The sequence below is a fragment of the Peribacillus sp. Bi134 genome (assembly GCF_918698065.1).
In the GTDB taxonomy this organism is placed as follows: Bacteria; Bacillota; Bacilli; order Bacillales; family DSM-1321; genus Peribacillus.
This window is the reverse complement of record NZ_CAKKLN010000005.1, coordinates 313,574-329,333: the sequence shown is the minus strand read 5'-3', so window position 1 is coordinate 329,333 and position 15,760 is coordinate 313,574. Positions and strand designations below refer to the sequence as shown.

Genomic DNA, 15,760 nt, shown 5'->3' with positions numbered 1-15,760 from the left:
GTGAGGTGACCTAGTTTGTTAACAGAACTATCGATTAGGAATTTTGCGATCATAGACAGCCTGTCCGTTTCATTTGAGAAAGGCTTGACGGTCTTGACAGGAGAAACAGGGGCAGGGAAGTCAATCATAATAGATGCCGTTCATCTTTTGGTTGGGGGACGTGGTTCAGCAGAGTTCATTCGGCATGGAGAGTCTAAGGCCGAAATAGAAGGATTATTCCAAATTGAAGATGAAAAACACCCGGTCTTTGCCAAAGCGGAAGAGTTTGGCCTGGATATGAATGATGGGATGGCGATACTTCGAAGGGACATCTCACAAAGCGGCAAAAGCGTTTGCAGGGTGAATGGTAAGCTTGTAACGATTTCCACTTTACGCGAGATAGGCCGGACATTGATAGATATCCATGGTCAGCATGAGCATCAGGAATTAATGGATGAACGACTCCATCTTCCACTGCTCGATCAATTCGGCGGTGAAAAAATCGCATCTGCGCTCACTGAATACCAAAAGCTATTTAAACGTTATGAAACCGCTTCTAAACAATTGAATGGCTTGAGCCAAAATGAACAGCAAATGGTCCATCGCCTTGATTTGATCCAATTTCAATTCGATGAAATCCAAAAAGCTGATTTGAAGTTACGCGAAGATGAAGAATTGATGGAAGAGCGGAAGAAAATTAATAATTTCGAAAAAATTCATGAAGCGCTGCAAACCAGTTATAATGCTTTAAATGGTGAGCAGCATGCAATTGATTGGCTTTCCGTAGCCATGAATAATTTAGAGGAAGCTGCAGGGCTTGATGAGGGTTTAAAGAATAGCTCTGAAACCGTTTCAAATAGCTACTTCCTGCTTGAAGAGGCCGTGTCAAACATCCGAGACCAATTAGACTCCTTGGATTATGATACAGAACGTGTGGAATTCATTGAAGGCCGCCTTAATGAAATAAATCAATTAAAGCGGAAATACGGGCGGACCATCGAGGAAATCCTGGAATATGGAGCCGCTATAGAAGAAGAAGTCGAAAAACTGCAAAATAGGGAAACCCATATAGCGAAGCTCGAAAAGGAAATGAAATCCATCAAGGCAGATTTAATTGTCGAAGCAAAGAATCTTTCTGAACTTCGCCAGAAATTCGCTCAGCAGTTAACCAAAAAGATCCATCAGGAATTAAAAGATTTATACATGGAAAAGACAATTTTCGAACCACATTTCCTTCAAACGGCTTATACTTTCGATGAATTGTCAGATAGGGGCATTAATCAGTCAGGTCTGGATTCAATGGAATTTTATATTTCCACCAATCCAGGTGAACCGTTAAAACCTCTTTCCAAAATCGCATCTGGGGGAGAACTGTCGAGGATCATGCTGGCTTTGAAAAGCATTTTCTCCAAGCATCAAGGCATAACATCCATTATATTTGATGAAGTTGACACAGGTGTGAGCGGACGGGTTGCACAATCCATTGCCGAAAAGATCTATAAAGTGGCAACTGGATCACAAGTATTGTGCATATCCCATTTGCCACAAGTGGCCGCTATGGCGGATACCCATCTTTTTATAGCGAAAAATGTAAGGGCCGGACGCACGAATACCTCGGTCAAGCCGCTAATTGAAACCGAAAAAGTAAAAGAAATCGGCAGGATGATTTCAGGAGTCGAGATAACGGATTTGACGAAGCAGCATGCCAATGAATTAATCCAGCTGGCCAAAAGGCTGAAGATTACATCATGAAGGGCCGGTAAGAACATTATTTAAACTTATCATAAGCATTCATTGTAAAGCTATCCAAAAACGGATAGCTTTTATTTTTTGCACCTGTTATAAATGATTGTCATGAGGGCTAAATTAAAGGTGTAGCCATAAAGTTTCAGAGAGCGAGGAGAGTGAATGGATTGAAATTTATATGGATAAACAGGATCATCGGTGGAATTCTCCTTGTTTCGCTATTAACATTAGGGTTATACCAGCCATCTCGTGAATATTTTTTAATTCCAAATCATCTTGTACTATTTGAAGGAAGTCAATATAGTATTTCCAAATCATTGCCTGTTACTGCAAAAACTTCGGGATCCAGTGATGGAATTTCGCTTCATGATGAACAAGCCTCGATTACACTTGGTGCTGAGAAACCAGGTACGAATGAAGTGTTACTCGATGTAGCAGGCTTACCTGCCAAAAAGGTCGACATCAGGGTGTTAAAAGACTTTAAGGTCATGCCTGGAGGCCAATCCATTGGAGTAAAGCTTAATACTCTTGGGGTTCTCGTAGTAGGTCATCATCTTATTGATACTGCGCAGGGGAAAAAATCACCGGGAGAAAAAGCAAAAATTGAAATCGGTGATATTATTACAGAAATCAATGGTCAGACGATAAAGAAGATGGGGGATGTAACCCCTTTTGTTCAGCAGGCAGGTGAAAAGGGTGAGGCGTTGAATCTTGTCATTAACCGTGATAATGAAGTGCTTCACAGTACCCTATTACCTCTAAAAGATAAGAATGAAGGAACTTACAAATTGGGTTTGTATATCCGTGATTCGGCAGCTGGCATCGGAACGATGACGTTTTATCACCCGGATTCGAAAAAATACGGGGCTTTGGGACATGTCATATCCGATATGGATACAAAGAAGCCGATTGTTGTAAAGGACGGACAGATTGTTCAATCGACGGTCACATCCATCGAAAAGGGAAGCAATGGTGATCCGGGAGAAAAACTTGCACGCTTTTCTTCCAATAAAGAAAAAATAGGAAATATCAATCGCAATAGTCCCTTTGGAATTTTTGGGAAGTTAAATCAAGATTTTAAAAATGGAATTAACGATAAGCCACTCCCCATCACCCTTTCCCATGAGGTAAAGGAAGGACCAGCAAAAATCCTTACAGTGGTGGATGGTTCTGAAGTGGAGGAATTCGATGTTGAAATCGTCAGTTCCATACCACAGAAGTTCCCCGCAATTAAGGGAATGGTCTTAAAAGTGACGGATAAGGAATTGCTTCAAAAAACGGGTGGGATCGTTCAAGGTATGAGCGGCAGTCCTATCATACAAAATGGGAAATTAATCGGTGCAGTCACCCATGTATTCGTTAATGATCCTACAAGTGGGTATGGAGTCCATATCGAATGGATGTTAAACGAAGCCGGTATTAATATATACGACAAAGATAATTATGAAAAGGCAAGCTAAGAATCCGGGTATCCTTTTGGATGCCCCTTTTTAATGGAAAGTTATGATTAGCATAGATTTTGGGTAGGAATTAAATTGATTTCTTCGAAAAATAGAGGTTTTTTTGAAACGATGTGATAAAATGATAACGAAATGAAGATTTTTCGACAATCGCTTTATTCGAATAGCAAACGAAGTCGAAAACAAGAGATATCCGGAGAATAATATTGAATTCCTTATATTTTTTCAAAAATAAAAGGAATTTAGTTTCCATTGTCGAAAAGTTCAATTACAATAGAATTTAGTCATATAGAAAAAAAGACCAATTGTAGTTGAGGAGGAAATCAAGCGTGAAAAAAATTAAGGTGTGCGTTGTAGATGATAATAGAGAACTTGTTGGCCTTCTGGAAGAATACATTTCTGCACAGGATGACATGGAAGTAATTGGGGTGGCACATAACGGTCAAGATTGCCTGGGTATGCTTGAAAGCGTTGACCCGGATATATTGATCCTCGATATTATCATGCCTCATTTAGATGGGTTAGGTGTGCTAGAAAAACTTCGTGAAGTAAAACGGGGTGCCATGCCTAATGTGATTATGCTTACTGCCTTTGGTCAAGAAGATGTAACGAAAAAAGCTGTTGATTTGGGTGCGTCTTACTTTATCCTGAAGCCATTTGATATGGAAAATCTGGCCAATCACATACGTCAGGTAAGCAGTAAAGGTCAGGCAGTTTTAAAAAATCATAGTCAGTTTAGCTATCGTCCCCAAAATGAATCCAAGCCGAAGAACCTCGATGCCAGCATCACAAGCATCATACACGAGATTGGAGTCCCTGCACATATAAAGGGCTATTTGTATTTAAGGGAAGCCATATCCATGGTATATAATGATATTGAACTATTGGGCTCCATCACCAAAGTTTTATATCCGGATATCGCAAAAAAATACAATACTACGGCGAGCCGTGTTGAACGTGCTATCAGGCATGCGATTGAAGTGGCCTGGAGCCGTGGCAATATAGAATCCATTTCATCCCTTTTCGGATATACCGTAAGCATGACTAAGGCAAAACCTACAAATTCCGAATTCATTGCCATGGTTGCCGATAAGCTGCGCCTCGAACACAAAGCTTCTTGACAAGTGTAGGATCGTTGATTTGACGGCAATTTGGACGGGAATTTAACCGTGAATTTATCGCTAATCCGATAAACTTTCCGGTGGAATATCAATAAAGACTGATCGTATTTTGCGGATAAACGGCATCGTTACGAGTCAGTATATAGGAAAATTCCGCAGTCGTCCAAACTGGGCGGCTATTATTTTTGTATAGGGGCCTGGTATTTATGTCAATCCGTATCGATTGAAAGAATGACGTCATGACCATCGTATGACCCGAACGGAATTTGCGCAATTATAGGGCTAAGCGTATATCAGTATAACCGCTACGAAAAAGAGGCCAGTGAACCTTTTAACAATGCAAAGCTCATTAGTGAAAGGAAATCACGGTCAATCAAATATTTTATAGGGAAGAGTCATGACGTCCATTGTTGGGCGTTTTTTTTATGATTTCGACTTGCCGACTTCGTTTGTAAATTTGTAAGGTCAGGCATCTTTATACGCACATTTTCAAACACTCGACTATGCGCATTGCAACACAGTTGGAAAATAGTTGCGTAATAATGTCGGTTATTTTACCTTTCGATTCCGTAACAGATTCAACTCAGTTAATAAAGTGGACTTAAACGAGTGATAAAGCTGGTGTAATGGGAATCCGGAAACCTGTTAGAAAAGGACCGGAGGGGAGAAATGTTTAAAAAAGTAGAAGAAGCTCGTTAAAAAAGAAGCATAGTTTAATCTTAAGTTATAAAGTTCAGAGGCGCAAAACATATTGGAGGTTTTCCATTTTGGACAATCTTTTTTTGTACACTATTGAAACGGATATTAAACTAAATTTATGATATTTTTTGGTAAAATTTCTTTCAGGTTATTTATAGACGCTGATTGAGGAATTGGGAAGACAAAATATGTTTCAATAATAATGAAACTTGAATCAATAATGAAAAGCTTGAAGTGTATCAAACGCCTCTTGGAGAATTGACTTGTGAGCAAAATTTTCAATATGAACAAACAGGAAATCAATACGAGAGGTTGATGGTTCAAATATATATATTGGATGAAAAACGGAAGTCAATCATGGATATGCTTGAATCAAAAGGGGGAGGGGAAATTACGATTGGTCAAATGGCTTTTCCGGATGCTTGCTTGCAAATCAAAAGCATGCAAAAAAAATTGAGTGATTTGACGAAAGGAACCTTCTATGCAGAAAATAATCAACTGCATTTTATTAAAGTATTGAACTAGATGAAAATAATTTGCTGTTTCTGTTCATAACATTGGGATATAACCATTATTGAGAGAGGCGGCGTTTCTCCATGACCTTAATCTTTGCACATCGAGGCTCAGCAGGAACACATCCGGAAAATACGATGTCGGCGTTCAAAGAAGCTGCCCGTGTCGGGGCGGACGGTATTGAAACGGATGTCCAGCTCTCAAAAGATGGGGAAGTGGTCATCATTCACGATGAAAAGCTCGATCGGACCACGAATGCCTCGGGATATGTAAAAGACAGGACCTTGAAGGAGTTGAAAAACCTTAATGCTTCTTCAAACTATAATGGTAAATTGGGTAAAGAAAAGATTCCGACACTTGAAGAACTATTCATTTGGCTTGACGATAATCAGCTTTTTTGCAACATTGAGTTAAAAAATACACTTTTTTTGTATCCAGGCTTAGAAGAGAAAGTCATCCGACTCATCCGTACTTACGATATGGAGGAAAGGATTATCCTTTCTTCTTTCAATCATTATAGCTTGGTCAATTGCCATCAATTGGCACCTGAATTGGAAACCGCACCGCTTTATAGGGATGGTCTATACATGCCTTGGATATATGCCAAGGCAATAGGAGGAAGTGCAATCCATCCAAATATCCGGGTTGTCCCTGATGCGCTCATTCAAACATCTGTGAGTATGGGTGTTCCTGTACGGCCATATACCATTAATAAAGAAGCCGAGATGAAGAGGCTATTCAAATTGGGGTGCAGCGGCATCATAACCGATTTTCCCGAGGCAGCCGTACGGGTCAGGGAAGGATTGAAATCAAGATAAAGAAAGAAGGTGCCATATGATACATGGCACCTTCTTTTTGCGTTTAAAATTTATTGAACCTGCTTTGGACCTTATTTTGTTTTCGATCTCGATGAAGGACGAAGCCGGCGATGAAGGCTATTCCGCCAATCGTAATGAGAAGTCCTATTAAAAATTGCAGCCAAAGGACTGGATAGGGAGGCTGTAGAATACCGAACACCATGTCCCTCATTATTTTTATGCCATAGGCAGCAAAGGCACCGGGTATAAAAAGAATCAAAAAAGCGATTAAACGTTTCATGCAGTCAAATCCCTTCCGAAAATTCCGTCTTTAAAAAATGATAAAGGATATAAATTATTTGTCAAGTTTCGGGAATGTAGATAATGGCTGGGAGTTGGTGGCTGTTTTTAAAGGGAGCCGATATGGTAAAATGGTGTGAAGTATGAAAAAAATTGCATAGATTGATCTAATAAAAGGGGTAATTATATCTTAAGGGGGATGGCTCATGCAAAAGGTCATGATAGTAGGGGGAGGAGTGGGAGGGACAACCGTGTTGAAACTCCTATCGGAAAGTGAAGTATTCTCCATTGTTTGTATGGCTGATAAGAATGAATCCGCTGAAGGGATGCTTGCTGCAAAGGAACGAGGGATCCCTTCAGTGACTAATTGGAGCCTTGGATTGGAGCGGGATTTGGACATCATTTTTGATACGACCGGAGACCCGTCTGTCTATAAAAGGATAAAAAGGGACATGGACGAACAAACGATTCTCATTCCTGGAAGTGTCGCCCTCATTATGACTAAGTTGTTTGAAGAGAAAAATCGTTTAATAAGTAAATTGGAGAATACCTCGGCAAAAATGGACTTGATCCTTAATACGACCAGTGAAGGGATGGTGGTGATTGATCATGGAGGATTCATCATCATGTTCAATGATAGTGCCGAACGAGCAACTGACACAAAGCGCGAGGATGTGATAGGCAGACATATCAAAGATTTCATCCCTTCAACTGGATTGCTGCGAGTGATGCAAACAAACCAAAAAGAAGTGAATCAGGAAATCACCCTTAGCAATGGAATGGAACTCATAACGACAAGGATACCTCTTGTGAATGCCGATAAGGAAATCATAGGGGCTTTTTCAGTGTTTAGGAATAAAACGGAAGCTGTACAATTGGCGGAGCAGATCACCGATTTAAAAGAGATACAGACGATGCTTCAGGCGATCATTCAATCCAGTGATGAAGCCATATCCGTTGTGGATGATCAAGGCAGGGGGCTTTTGATCAATCCGGCATATACAAGAATCACGGGATTAACAAAGACCCAAGTGATCGGTAAGCCGGCTTCCATCGATATTTATGAAGGTGAAAGTATGCATATGAAAGTACTTCAGACAAAAAAGCCTGTTCGGGGTGTCAATATGCGTGTCGGCCCAAAACATAAGGAAGTGATCGTGAATGTTGCTCCAATCATTGTGGACGGGTGCCTGAAAGGGAGCGTTGGCGTCATTCATGATGTATCGGAAATTCAAGCCCTGACCCACGAACTGAATCGGGCAAGACAGATCATCCGGACATTGCAGGCTAAATATTCCTTTGATGATATAATCGGGGCTTCCGAAGAGATGAAGCTTCCCATTGAACAGGCGAAATTATCGGCAAGAACACCTGCTACTGTCTTATTAAGAGGGGAATCAGGGACTGGCAAAGAGTTATTTGCACATGCCATCCATAATGCGAGCGATAGGAAATTCAATAAATTCGTTCGTGTAAATTGTGCGGCCATCTCGGAATCATTACTTGAAAGTGAACTGTTCGGTTATGATGAAGGAGCCTTTACAGGAGCAAATAGGGGCGGAAAGGTCGGTTTTTTTGAAGAGGCAAATCAAGGGAGTATCTTTTTGGACGAAATTGGTGAATTACCAGCCAACATCCAAGCTAAGTTACTTCGAGTTTTACAAGAAAAGGAAATCGTCAGAGTGGGGGGGACGAAGCCGATTCCCATCAATGTCCGGGTCATAGCCGCTACGAATATCAATCTCGAAGAGGCAATCGCAAACGGATCATTCAGGGAAGACTTATATTTCAGGCTGAACCGCATGCCTATTTTCATTGCTCCATTAAGAAAGAGAAAAGAGGATTTGAGAGAATTGGCGGAGCATTTGATTAATAAAATCAATCAGGAGTATGGACGAAGCATAGAGGGAATTACAGCAGCAGCTATACATAAAATGCAAATCTACAACTGGCCAGGTAATGTTAGGGAACTGGAAAATATCTTAGGACGGGCAATCATTTTCATGAAATTGAACGAGACGATCATTGATATACAGCATATTCCGGATTTTATCGAAGAGATTCCAGTAAAGCAAGAGAAATTATTAATGCACCCTTCTGGCTACGTATCGGGGAAACCGCTCTCGGAGATAATAGACCAGTATGAAGCCGATATCATTCAGCAAGCGTTCCATACCCACAAGGGAAATAAAACACTTACGGCAAAAGCTCTTGGGATATCTGTCAGAAATCTATATTACAAAATGGAAAAACTAAAACTGTGAAATTTTTTGCACGCAAGTAATTGCGCACTATGAAAAAAACTGCACGGAATTTTCTGATTTATTTTAATTTAAGCGAGACTCCACTTCTAACATGAAATTTTTTTCAATTTGTTATAGGCTATAGTTGCCCAACATATAAACCAGCATCTCCTTATTTTGGATAAAAACGCTCTCATTATGTATTTTATTGGCATGTTATTTGCATATTTAAAGGTGTATGGATTTTTCAAGGGAACCATTCCCCATAGGGAAAATATCATGTGAGTAGCGGATTTTATTTAAAATGAACGTGGGAACAAGTAGGAATGAGGAGAAATTCAGTGTCCTCATATCTGACATGTATTAAAACATCTAGGGAGGATTCCTTTATGGAAATTTTTAAATATCTTGAGAAGTATGATTACGAGCAACTGCTATTCTGTCAGGACAAACAATCGGGTTTGAAAGCGATTATTGCCATTCATGATACAACATTAGGGCCTGCGCTTGGAGGCACAAGGATGTGGACGTACGCATCTGAAGAAGATGCCATTGAAGATGCCTTAAGGCTTTCGAGAGGAATGACATATAAGAACGCCGCTGCAGGTTTGAATTTAGGCGGGGGGAAGACCGTCATCATCGGCGACCCGCGTAAGGATAAAAATGAAGAGATGTTCCGTGCATTCGGAAGATATATCCAAGGGCTGAATGGGCGTTATATAACAGCTGAAGATGTAGGTACAACGGTTGAGGATATGGATCTCATTCATGAGGAGACGGATTTTGTCACTGGGATTTCCCCTGCATTCGGTTCTTCGGGTAATCCTTCCCCTGTAACTGCATATGGGGTATACCGAGGTATGAAGGCTGCTGCAAAAGAGGCATTCGGAACTGATTCTTTAGAAGGTAAGGTGGTTGCGGTCCAAGGCGTCGGGAATGTTTCTTATAACTTATGCCGTCACCTTCATGAGGAGGGCGCCAAGCTGATCGTTACGGATATCAATAAAGAAAGCGTGGCCCGTGCGGTTGAATCCTTTGGGGCGTCCGCAGTTAATCCAGATGAAATTTATGGAGTCGACTGTGATATCTATGCACCTTGTGCTTTAGGGGCTGTCATAAATGATCAAACAATCAATCAAATCAAGGCGAAGGTCATTGCAGGTGCGGCCAATAATCAGTTAAAAGAAACTGTTCATGGCGATCAAATTCATGAAAAAGGTATTATATACGCCCCTGATTATGTTATTAATGCAGGTGGAGTCATAAACGTGGCCGATGAGCTTTTAGGGTATAATCGGGAAAGAGCCCTTAAGAAAGTGGAAACGGTTTATGATACAATTGAAAGAGTCATCGAGATTGCAAAACGTGATCAAATCCCAACTTATAAAGCCGCGGATAGGATGGCAGAGGAGCGAATTGCTCGCATGAGGAATTCAAGGAGCCAATTCTTGCAAAATGAAAAACATATCTTGAATGGAAGAAAATGAATGTAGTTTTACAAGATTAGATTCCTGTGTTTTTTTTAATAAACACAGGAATTTTCAACATGGATAACGTAATAAACATAGGACAAGTAAAAATGGTGACAAACTGTATGTATTTGTGAGGAGGAGTGGTTTTGGCTGAAGAATTTGACCTCGTTATCCTCGGAGGAGGAACAGGCGGGTATGTGGCGGCAATAAGGGCTGCTCAATTAGGATTGAAAACGGCTGTCGTGGAGAAAGGCAAGCTCGGCGGAACGTGTCTACATAAAGGCTGTATCCCTTCGAAAGCACTTTTAAGGAGTGCGGAAGTTTATCAGACTGCAGTGAAAAGTGAGGAATTCGGTATTGTTACCGGGGATGTAAAGGTAGATTTCCTTAAGGTGCAGGAAAGAAAGAATAAAGTGGTCGATCAACTCTATAAAGGTGTTCAGCACTTGATGAAACAAGGAAAGATAACGGTTTATGAAGGGTTAGGGCGTATACTGGGTCCTTCTATATTTTCACCGATGCCTGGGACAATTTCCGTGGAAATGAATGATGGCAGTGAAAATGAAATGCTCATTCCCCAGAATGTCATCATTGCAACGGGTTCGCGTCCAAAGACACTGCCCGGTTTAGCGATTGATGGGGAATTGGTGCTTACATCGGATGAAGCTCTAAAGCTTGAGAGCCTGCCAAAATCAATGATTATTGTAGGCGGTGGAGTTATCGGCATTGAATGGGCTTCGATGCTTAATGATTTTGGTGTGGAAGTGACAGTACTCGAATATGCAGATAGAATCATCCCGACTGAAGACCATGATATTTCCAGTGAAATGCTTCGTCTCCTAACGAAAAAAGGCGTCAAGTTCGTTACAGGTGCCAAGGTATTGCCTGAAACCCTGAAAACGGATGCTTCAGTAACCATTTCTGCTGAAGTCAAAGGTTCGGTAGAGGAATTCATAGCTGAAAAAATGTTGGTGTCCGTAGGCAGATCAGCAAATGTTGAAGGGATCGGCCTTGAAAATACGGAAATTGTGAAAGAAAAAGGTTTTATTGAAACCAATGACTTCTTCCAAACGAAGGAAACACATATTTATGCGATCGGTGATTGCATCGGCGGTCTGCAATTGGCTCACGTTGCCTCCCATGAAGGCATTACGGCCGTTGAACATATCGCAGGCCAAAAACCGGAACGGCTGGATTATTCGCTCATTTCAAAATGTGTGTATTCAAGCCCTGAAGCTGCAAGTGTCGGTTTGACGGAAGAACAGGCAAACAAGGAAGGCTTTGATCTTAAAATTGGGAAATTCCCATTCCGTGCAGTTGGTAAGGCCCTTGTTTTCGGGGAAGCGGATGGTTTTGTCAAAATCATCGCCGATAAGAAAACGGATGATATACTGGGCGTTCATATGATCGGGCCACATGTTACGGATATGATTTCTGAAGCGGGACTTGCTAAAGTGCTTGATGCGACACCTTGGGAGATAGGCAAGACAATCCATCCGCACCCAAGTCTTTCTGAAGCAATCGGAGAGGCGGCCCTTGCTGTCGATGGACGTGCCATACATTCTTAAAGAATAAGGTCAGGAGGTTTTATGATGGTAGAAAAACGTCATGAACAATTAGGCTTAAATGAGGAAACGGTTTTAGATATGTACCGGACAATGCTTTTGTCCCGCAGAATTGATGAGCGCATGTGGCTTTTAAACCGATCCGGGAAAATTCCCTTCGTGATTTCCTGCCAGGGGCAAGAAGCTGCACAGGTTGGGGCAGCGTTTGCGCTAGATCGGCAAAAGGATTATGTACTGCCTTATTATCGGGATGTAGGTGTGGTACTTACCTTCGGAATGACCGCTAAAGACTTGATGCTTTCCGGTTTCGCCAAAGAGGAAGATCCCAATTCCGGCGGGCGCCAGATGCCTGGTCATTTCGGTCAAAAGAAAAATAGGATTGTCACTGGATCATCACCTGTAACGACACAGGTCCCGCATGCTGTTGGAATTGCCCTTGCAGGGAAGATGGAAGGTAAGGATTTGGTAACATTCGTAACGTTTGGGGAAGGTTCATCCAATCAGGGCGATTTTCATGAAGGGGCCAACTTTGCAGGTGTGCATAAGCTACCGGTCATTTTCATGTGTGAAAATAATAAATATGCGATTTCCGTTCCTATTTCGAAACAGCTATCGTGTGAAAATGTTTCCGACAGGGCGATTGGCTATGGGATGCCTGGAATAACGGTGGATGGCAATGATCCATTGGAAGTGTATGCAGCGGTGAAAGAAGCGGCTGACCGTGCACGAAGGGGAGAAGGTCCTACACTGGTAGAAACCGTTTCATACAGGCTCACACCTCATTCAAGTGATGATGATGACCGAAGCTACCGGACGGCAGACGAAGTGGCCGAAGCCAAAACGAAGGATTCCATAATGACATTTGGAGCGTATTTAAAAGAAGTGGGAATCATGGATGATGACCTAGAGAAACAAATGAATGATGAAGTCATGAAGATAGTCAACGAAGCAACCGATTATGCTGAAAATGCTCCATATCCGAAGGCTGAAAGTGCTATGAATCATGTGTATGCACAAAAGTAAGGGGGTAATAGAATGCCAGTGATTTCATATATAGATGCCGTGACAATGGCAATGAGGGAAGAGATGGAACGTGATTCCCGTGTATTCGTATTGGGTGAGGATGTAGGAAAAAAAGGTGGGGTCTTTAAAGCCACTAATGGCTTATACGACCAATTCGGTGAAGCCAGGGTCATCGATACCCCGCTCGCTGAATCTGCAATTGCAGGAGTGGGAATTGGAGCCGCCATGTATGGGCTTCGGCCGATAGCTGAGATGCAATTCGCTGATTTCATCATGCCTGCCATTAACCAAATCGTTTCAGAGGCAGCCAAAATTAGATATCGTTCTAATAATGACTGGAGCTGTCCAATGGTAATCCGTGCTCCATATGGCGGAGGGATTCATGGAGCTCTTTATCATTCACAATCGGTTGAAGCAATCTTTGCCAATCAGCCGGGTTTGAAAATAGTGATGCCTTCCACTCCTTATGATGTAAAGGGTTTGCTTAAAGCTGCCATTCGCGACGAAGATCCAGTGCTTTTCTTTGAACATAAACGCGCGTACCGCTTGATCAAGGGTGAGGTACCCACTGAAGATTATGTACTTCCCATCGGTAAGGCGGATGTGAAAAGGGAAGGGGAAGACATTACTGTCATCTCCTATGGCCTTTGTGTGCATTTTGCCCTTCAGGCAGCAGAAAAATTAGCTGCAGATGGAATTTCTGCACATGTTCTTGACTTGCGTACCGTCTATCCTTTGGATAAGGATGCTATCATAGAAGCGGCTTCTAAAACGGGGAAAGTATTACTGGTTACGGAAGATAATAAAGAAGGAAGCATCATGAGTGAGGTCGCAGCCATCATTGCCGAGCATTGCCTTTTTGATTTGGATGCCCCTGTAAAACGATTGGCCGGACCTGATGTACCAGCCATGCCATATGCGCCTACGATGGAAAAACAATTTATGGTGAATCCTGATAAAGTGGAAAAAGCAATGAGGGAATTGGCTGAGTATTAATGACTGTTAAGAAGGAGGAACGATTTATGGCTATGGAATTAATGAAGATGCCTCAACTAGGAGAAAGTGTCACAGAGGGAACCATCAGTAAATGGCTAGTGAAGCCTGGGGATCATGTCACGAAATACGATCCGCTAGCTGAAGTGATGACGGATAAAGTAAATGCTGAGGTTCCTTCTTCCTTTACGGGCATCATCAAGGAATTGAAAGCGGATGAGAATCAAACATTGGCAGTCGGGGAAGTCATTTGCTCGATTGAAGTCGAAACGGCAAAGACGGATAACGATAATGCTGAGCAAGCTGTTTCTCAGAATGAGGAAAATGTTGATGCACCTGTTACAAGAGAAGTGCAGCAAGCGGCCGAACCATCAAGGAAAGCTCGCTATTCGCCTGCCGTGTTAAAACTTTCCCAGGAGCATGGAATCGATCTTTCAAAGGTTAAAGGAACGGGGAATGAGGGACGGATCACCCGTAAAGATTTACTGAAACTTGTTGAATCAGGGAATCTTCCTAAGGCGGATGAGCCTTCCGTGATATCCGATCCGGCTCCAAAAGAGGTCGCCCCTCAAGTTAGTCGTCAAACCAGTCCAGTAACAAATGTGCCGACTGCTGCTGGTGACAAGGAAATACCCGTTACCGGAATCCGTAAGGCAATTGCGTCCAATATGTTGAAAAGTAAGCACGAAATCCCGCATGCTTGGACGATGGTGGAAGTTGACGCAAGCAATATGGTGAAATTGCGTGATAATCTAAAATCCGACTTTAAACAAAAAGAAGGCTATAATTTAACGTACTTTGCCTTTTTCGTAAAAGCGGTTGCTCAAGCCCTTACGGAATTTCCAGAGCTCAATTCGATGTGGGCAGGCGAAAAAATCATACAAAAGAAAGAAATCAATATATCGATAGCCGTTGCAACTGAAGATGCATTATTTGTACCGGTCATTAAAAATGCAGATGAAAAATCAATCAAAGGTATAGCAAGGGAGATACAGGAACTTGCATCCAAAGTGAAGTCAGGTAAGTTAAAAGCAGAGGATATGCAAGGTGGTACGTTCACTATTAATAACACTGGCTCATTCGGCTCTGTCCAGTCCATGGGAATCATCAATTATCCACAGGCGGCCATTTTACAAGTTGAAACGATTGTAAAACGGCCAGTGGTCATAAATGACATGATTGCAGTACGAGATATGGTAAATCTCTGTTTATCACTTGATCATCGTGTTTTGGACGGACTGGTATGCGGACGATTCCTCGCGAGGGTTAAAGAAATCATCGAAAAGATTTCCAAAGATAACACTTCCATATACTAAAATGAAAAAAAGGAAGGCCGAGGGTTATTCCTTTAGACTGTAGGCAAACTCGATGAATCGAGTTTGCCTACAGTTTTTTTATGATTGCTACAATTTGAACGTTGTTTGGAACTCCAGGCATGGGGTTCCACTGGACGCGCTCTTCCAAGCAGGAGTCTCGCAAACCCGTTTCAATCACCATTGTTTTAAAATTTTGAAACCATACCTAAGGTGATGAGGGTGGTTCCTGAACTTCATTTAGTCTAGCAGTTATCGATTTCCCTTTCACTTTTGATTTAGTCAAAGATGAAGTATGCCGATTCGTTCGCCAAAGTTTAACCCAGTCATTTCTCTTTTCCGTAGAAAAACATCGACAAAAATTTTATTTTTGCTATTATTTTATTAAGAGCTGTTCTAATACAGATCAGGGCTGTACTTGATTTATAAAGAGGCGAAATAGGCTAGTGTTTTCCCTTATAACAGATTTGCTAATTTCTATTGTCTTAAATTTAAAGAAAAATATGGTAGAATGTTAGTATAATCCAGATTAAATT

The 15,760-nt window shown here is 41.7% G+C and carries 12 protein-coding genes; 11 read left to right on the top strand and 1 reads right to left on the bottom strand.

All coding sequences use genetic code 11. The features are described 5' to 3' along the window. Positions 1–15: 15 nt before the first annotated feature. The 5 genes from recN to LQ188_RS12830 all read left to right on the top strand — a co-directional run bounded on the left by recN (position 16) and on the right by LQ188_RS12830 (position 6,336). The gene (gene recN, locus LQ188_RS12850) at positions 16–1,731 is read left to right on the top strand and encodes a DNA repair protein RecN (RefSeq protein WP_101222523.1); all 1,716 of its coding nucleotides are present in this window, start codon (positions 16–18) and stop codon (positions 1,729–1,731) included. Between the two features lie 161 nt (positions 1,732–1,892). Next, the gene (gene spoIVB, locus LQ188_RS12845; protein WP_101222522.1) at positions 1,893–3,185 is read left to right on the top strand and encodes a SpoIVB peptidase; all 1,293 of its coding nucleotides are present in this window, start codon (positions 1,893–1,895) and stop codon (positions 3,183–3,185) included. Between the two features lie 329 nt (positions 3,186–3,514). Then, complete coding sequence (spo0A, locus tag LQ188_RS12840; protein WP_137016177.1) at positions 3,515–4,306, top strand: sporulation transcription factor Spo0A; 792 nt, start codon at positions 3,515–3,517, stop codon at positions 4,304–4,306. A gap of 1,014 nt (positions 4,307–5,320) precedes the next feature. After that, positions 5,321–5,530: a hypothetical protein gene (locus LQ188_RS12835; protein ID WP_230176998.1), complete on the top strand. Its 210-nt coding sequence runs from the start codon at positions 5,321–5,323 to the stop codon at positions 5,528–5,530. 71 nt (positions 5,531–5,601) lie between these two features. Next, positions 5,602–6,336, top strand: a complete 735-nt coding sequence (locus LQ188_RS12830; RefSeq protein ID WP_101222520.1) for a glycerophosphodiester phosphodiesterase — start codon at positions 5,602–5,604, stop codon at positions 6,334–6,336. A 43-nt stretch (positions 6,337–6,379) separates the two neighbouring features. On the opposite strand, the gene LQ188_RS12825 is transcribed toward LQ188_RS12830, so the two are convergent. Next, the gene (locus tag LQ188_RS12825; RefSeq protein ID WP_101222519.1) at positions 6,380–6,616 is read right to left on the bottom strand and encodes a DUF2627 domain-containing protein; all 237 of its coding nucleotides are present in this window, start codon (positions 6,614–6,616) and stop codon (positions 6,380–6,382) included. Positions 6,617–6,821: 205 nt separating this feature from the next. On the opposite strand from LQ188_RS12825, the gene LQ188_RS12820 reads away from it, so the two are divergent. From LQ188_RS12820 to LQ188_RS12795, 6 genes are all read left to right on the top strand, one after another. Beyond that, the gene (locus LQ188_RS12820) at positions 6,822–8,879 is read left to right on the top strand and encodes a sigma-54-dependent Fis family transcriptional regulator (protein ID WP_230176997.1); all 2,058 of its coding nucleotides are present in this window, start codon (positions 6,822–6,824) and stop codon (positions 8,877–8,879) included. 368 nt (positions 8,880–9,247) lie between these two features. Then, positions 9,248–10,345, top strand: a complete 1,098-nt coding sequence (gene bcd / locus LQ188_RS12815; RefSeq protein ID WP_101222517.1) for a branched-chain amino acid dehydrogenase — start codon at positions 9,248–9,250, stop codon at positions 10,343–10,345. A gap of 131 nt (positions 10,346–10,476) precedes the next feature. Continuing rightward, a complete protein-coding gene (lpdA, locus tag LQ188_RS12810; RefSeq protein WP_230176996.1) occupies positions 10,477–11,898 on the top strand; it encodes a dihydrolipoyl dehydrogenase in 1,422 nt (473 codons plus the stop codon). Between the two features lie 24 nt (positions 11,899–11,922). Further along, complete coding sequence (locus LQ188_RS12805) at positions 11,923–12,918, top strand: thiamine pyrophosphate-dependent dehydrogenase E1 component subunit alpha (RefSeq protein WP_101222515.1); 996 nt, start codon at positions 11,923–11,925, stop codon at positions 12,916–12,918. A gap of 12 nt (positions 12,919–12,930) precedes the next feature. Further along, positions 12,931–13,914, top strand: coding sequence for an alpha-ketoacid dehydrogenase subunit beta (locus LQ188_RS12800; protein WP_101222514.1), 984 nt, complete (start codon positions 12,931–12,933; stop codon positions 13,912–13,914). Positions 13,915–13,940: 26 nt separating this feature from the next. After that, complete coding sequence (locus tag LQ188_RS12795; RefSeq protein WP_230176995.1) at positions 13,941–15,227, top strand: dihydrolipoamide acetyltransferase family protein; 1,287 nt, start codon at positions 13,941–13,943, stop codon at positions 15,225–15,227. Positions 15,228–15,760 lie beyond the last annotated feature (533 nt).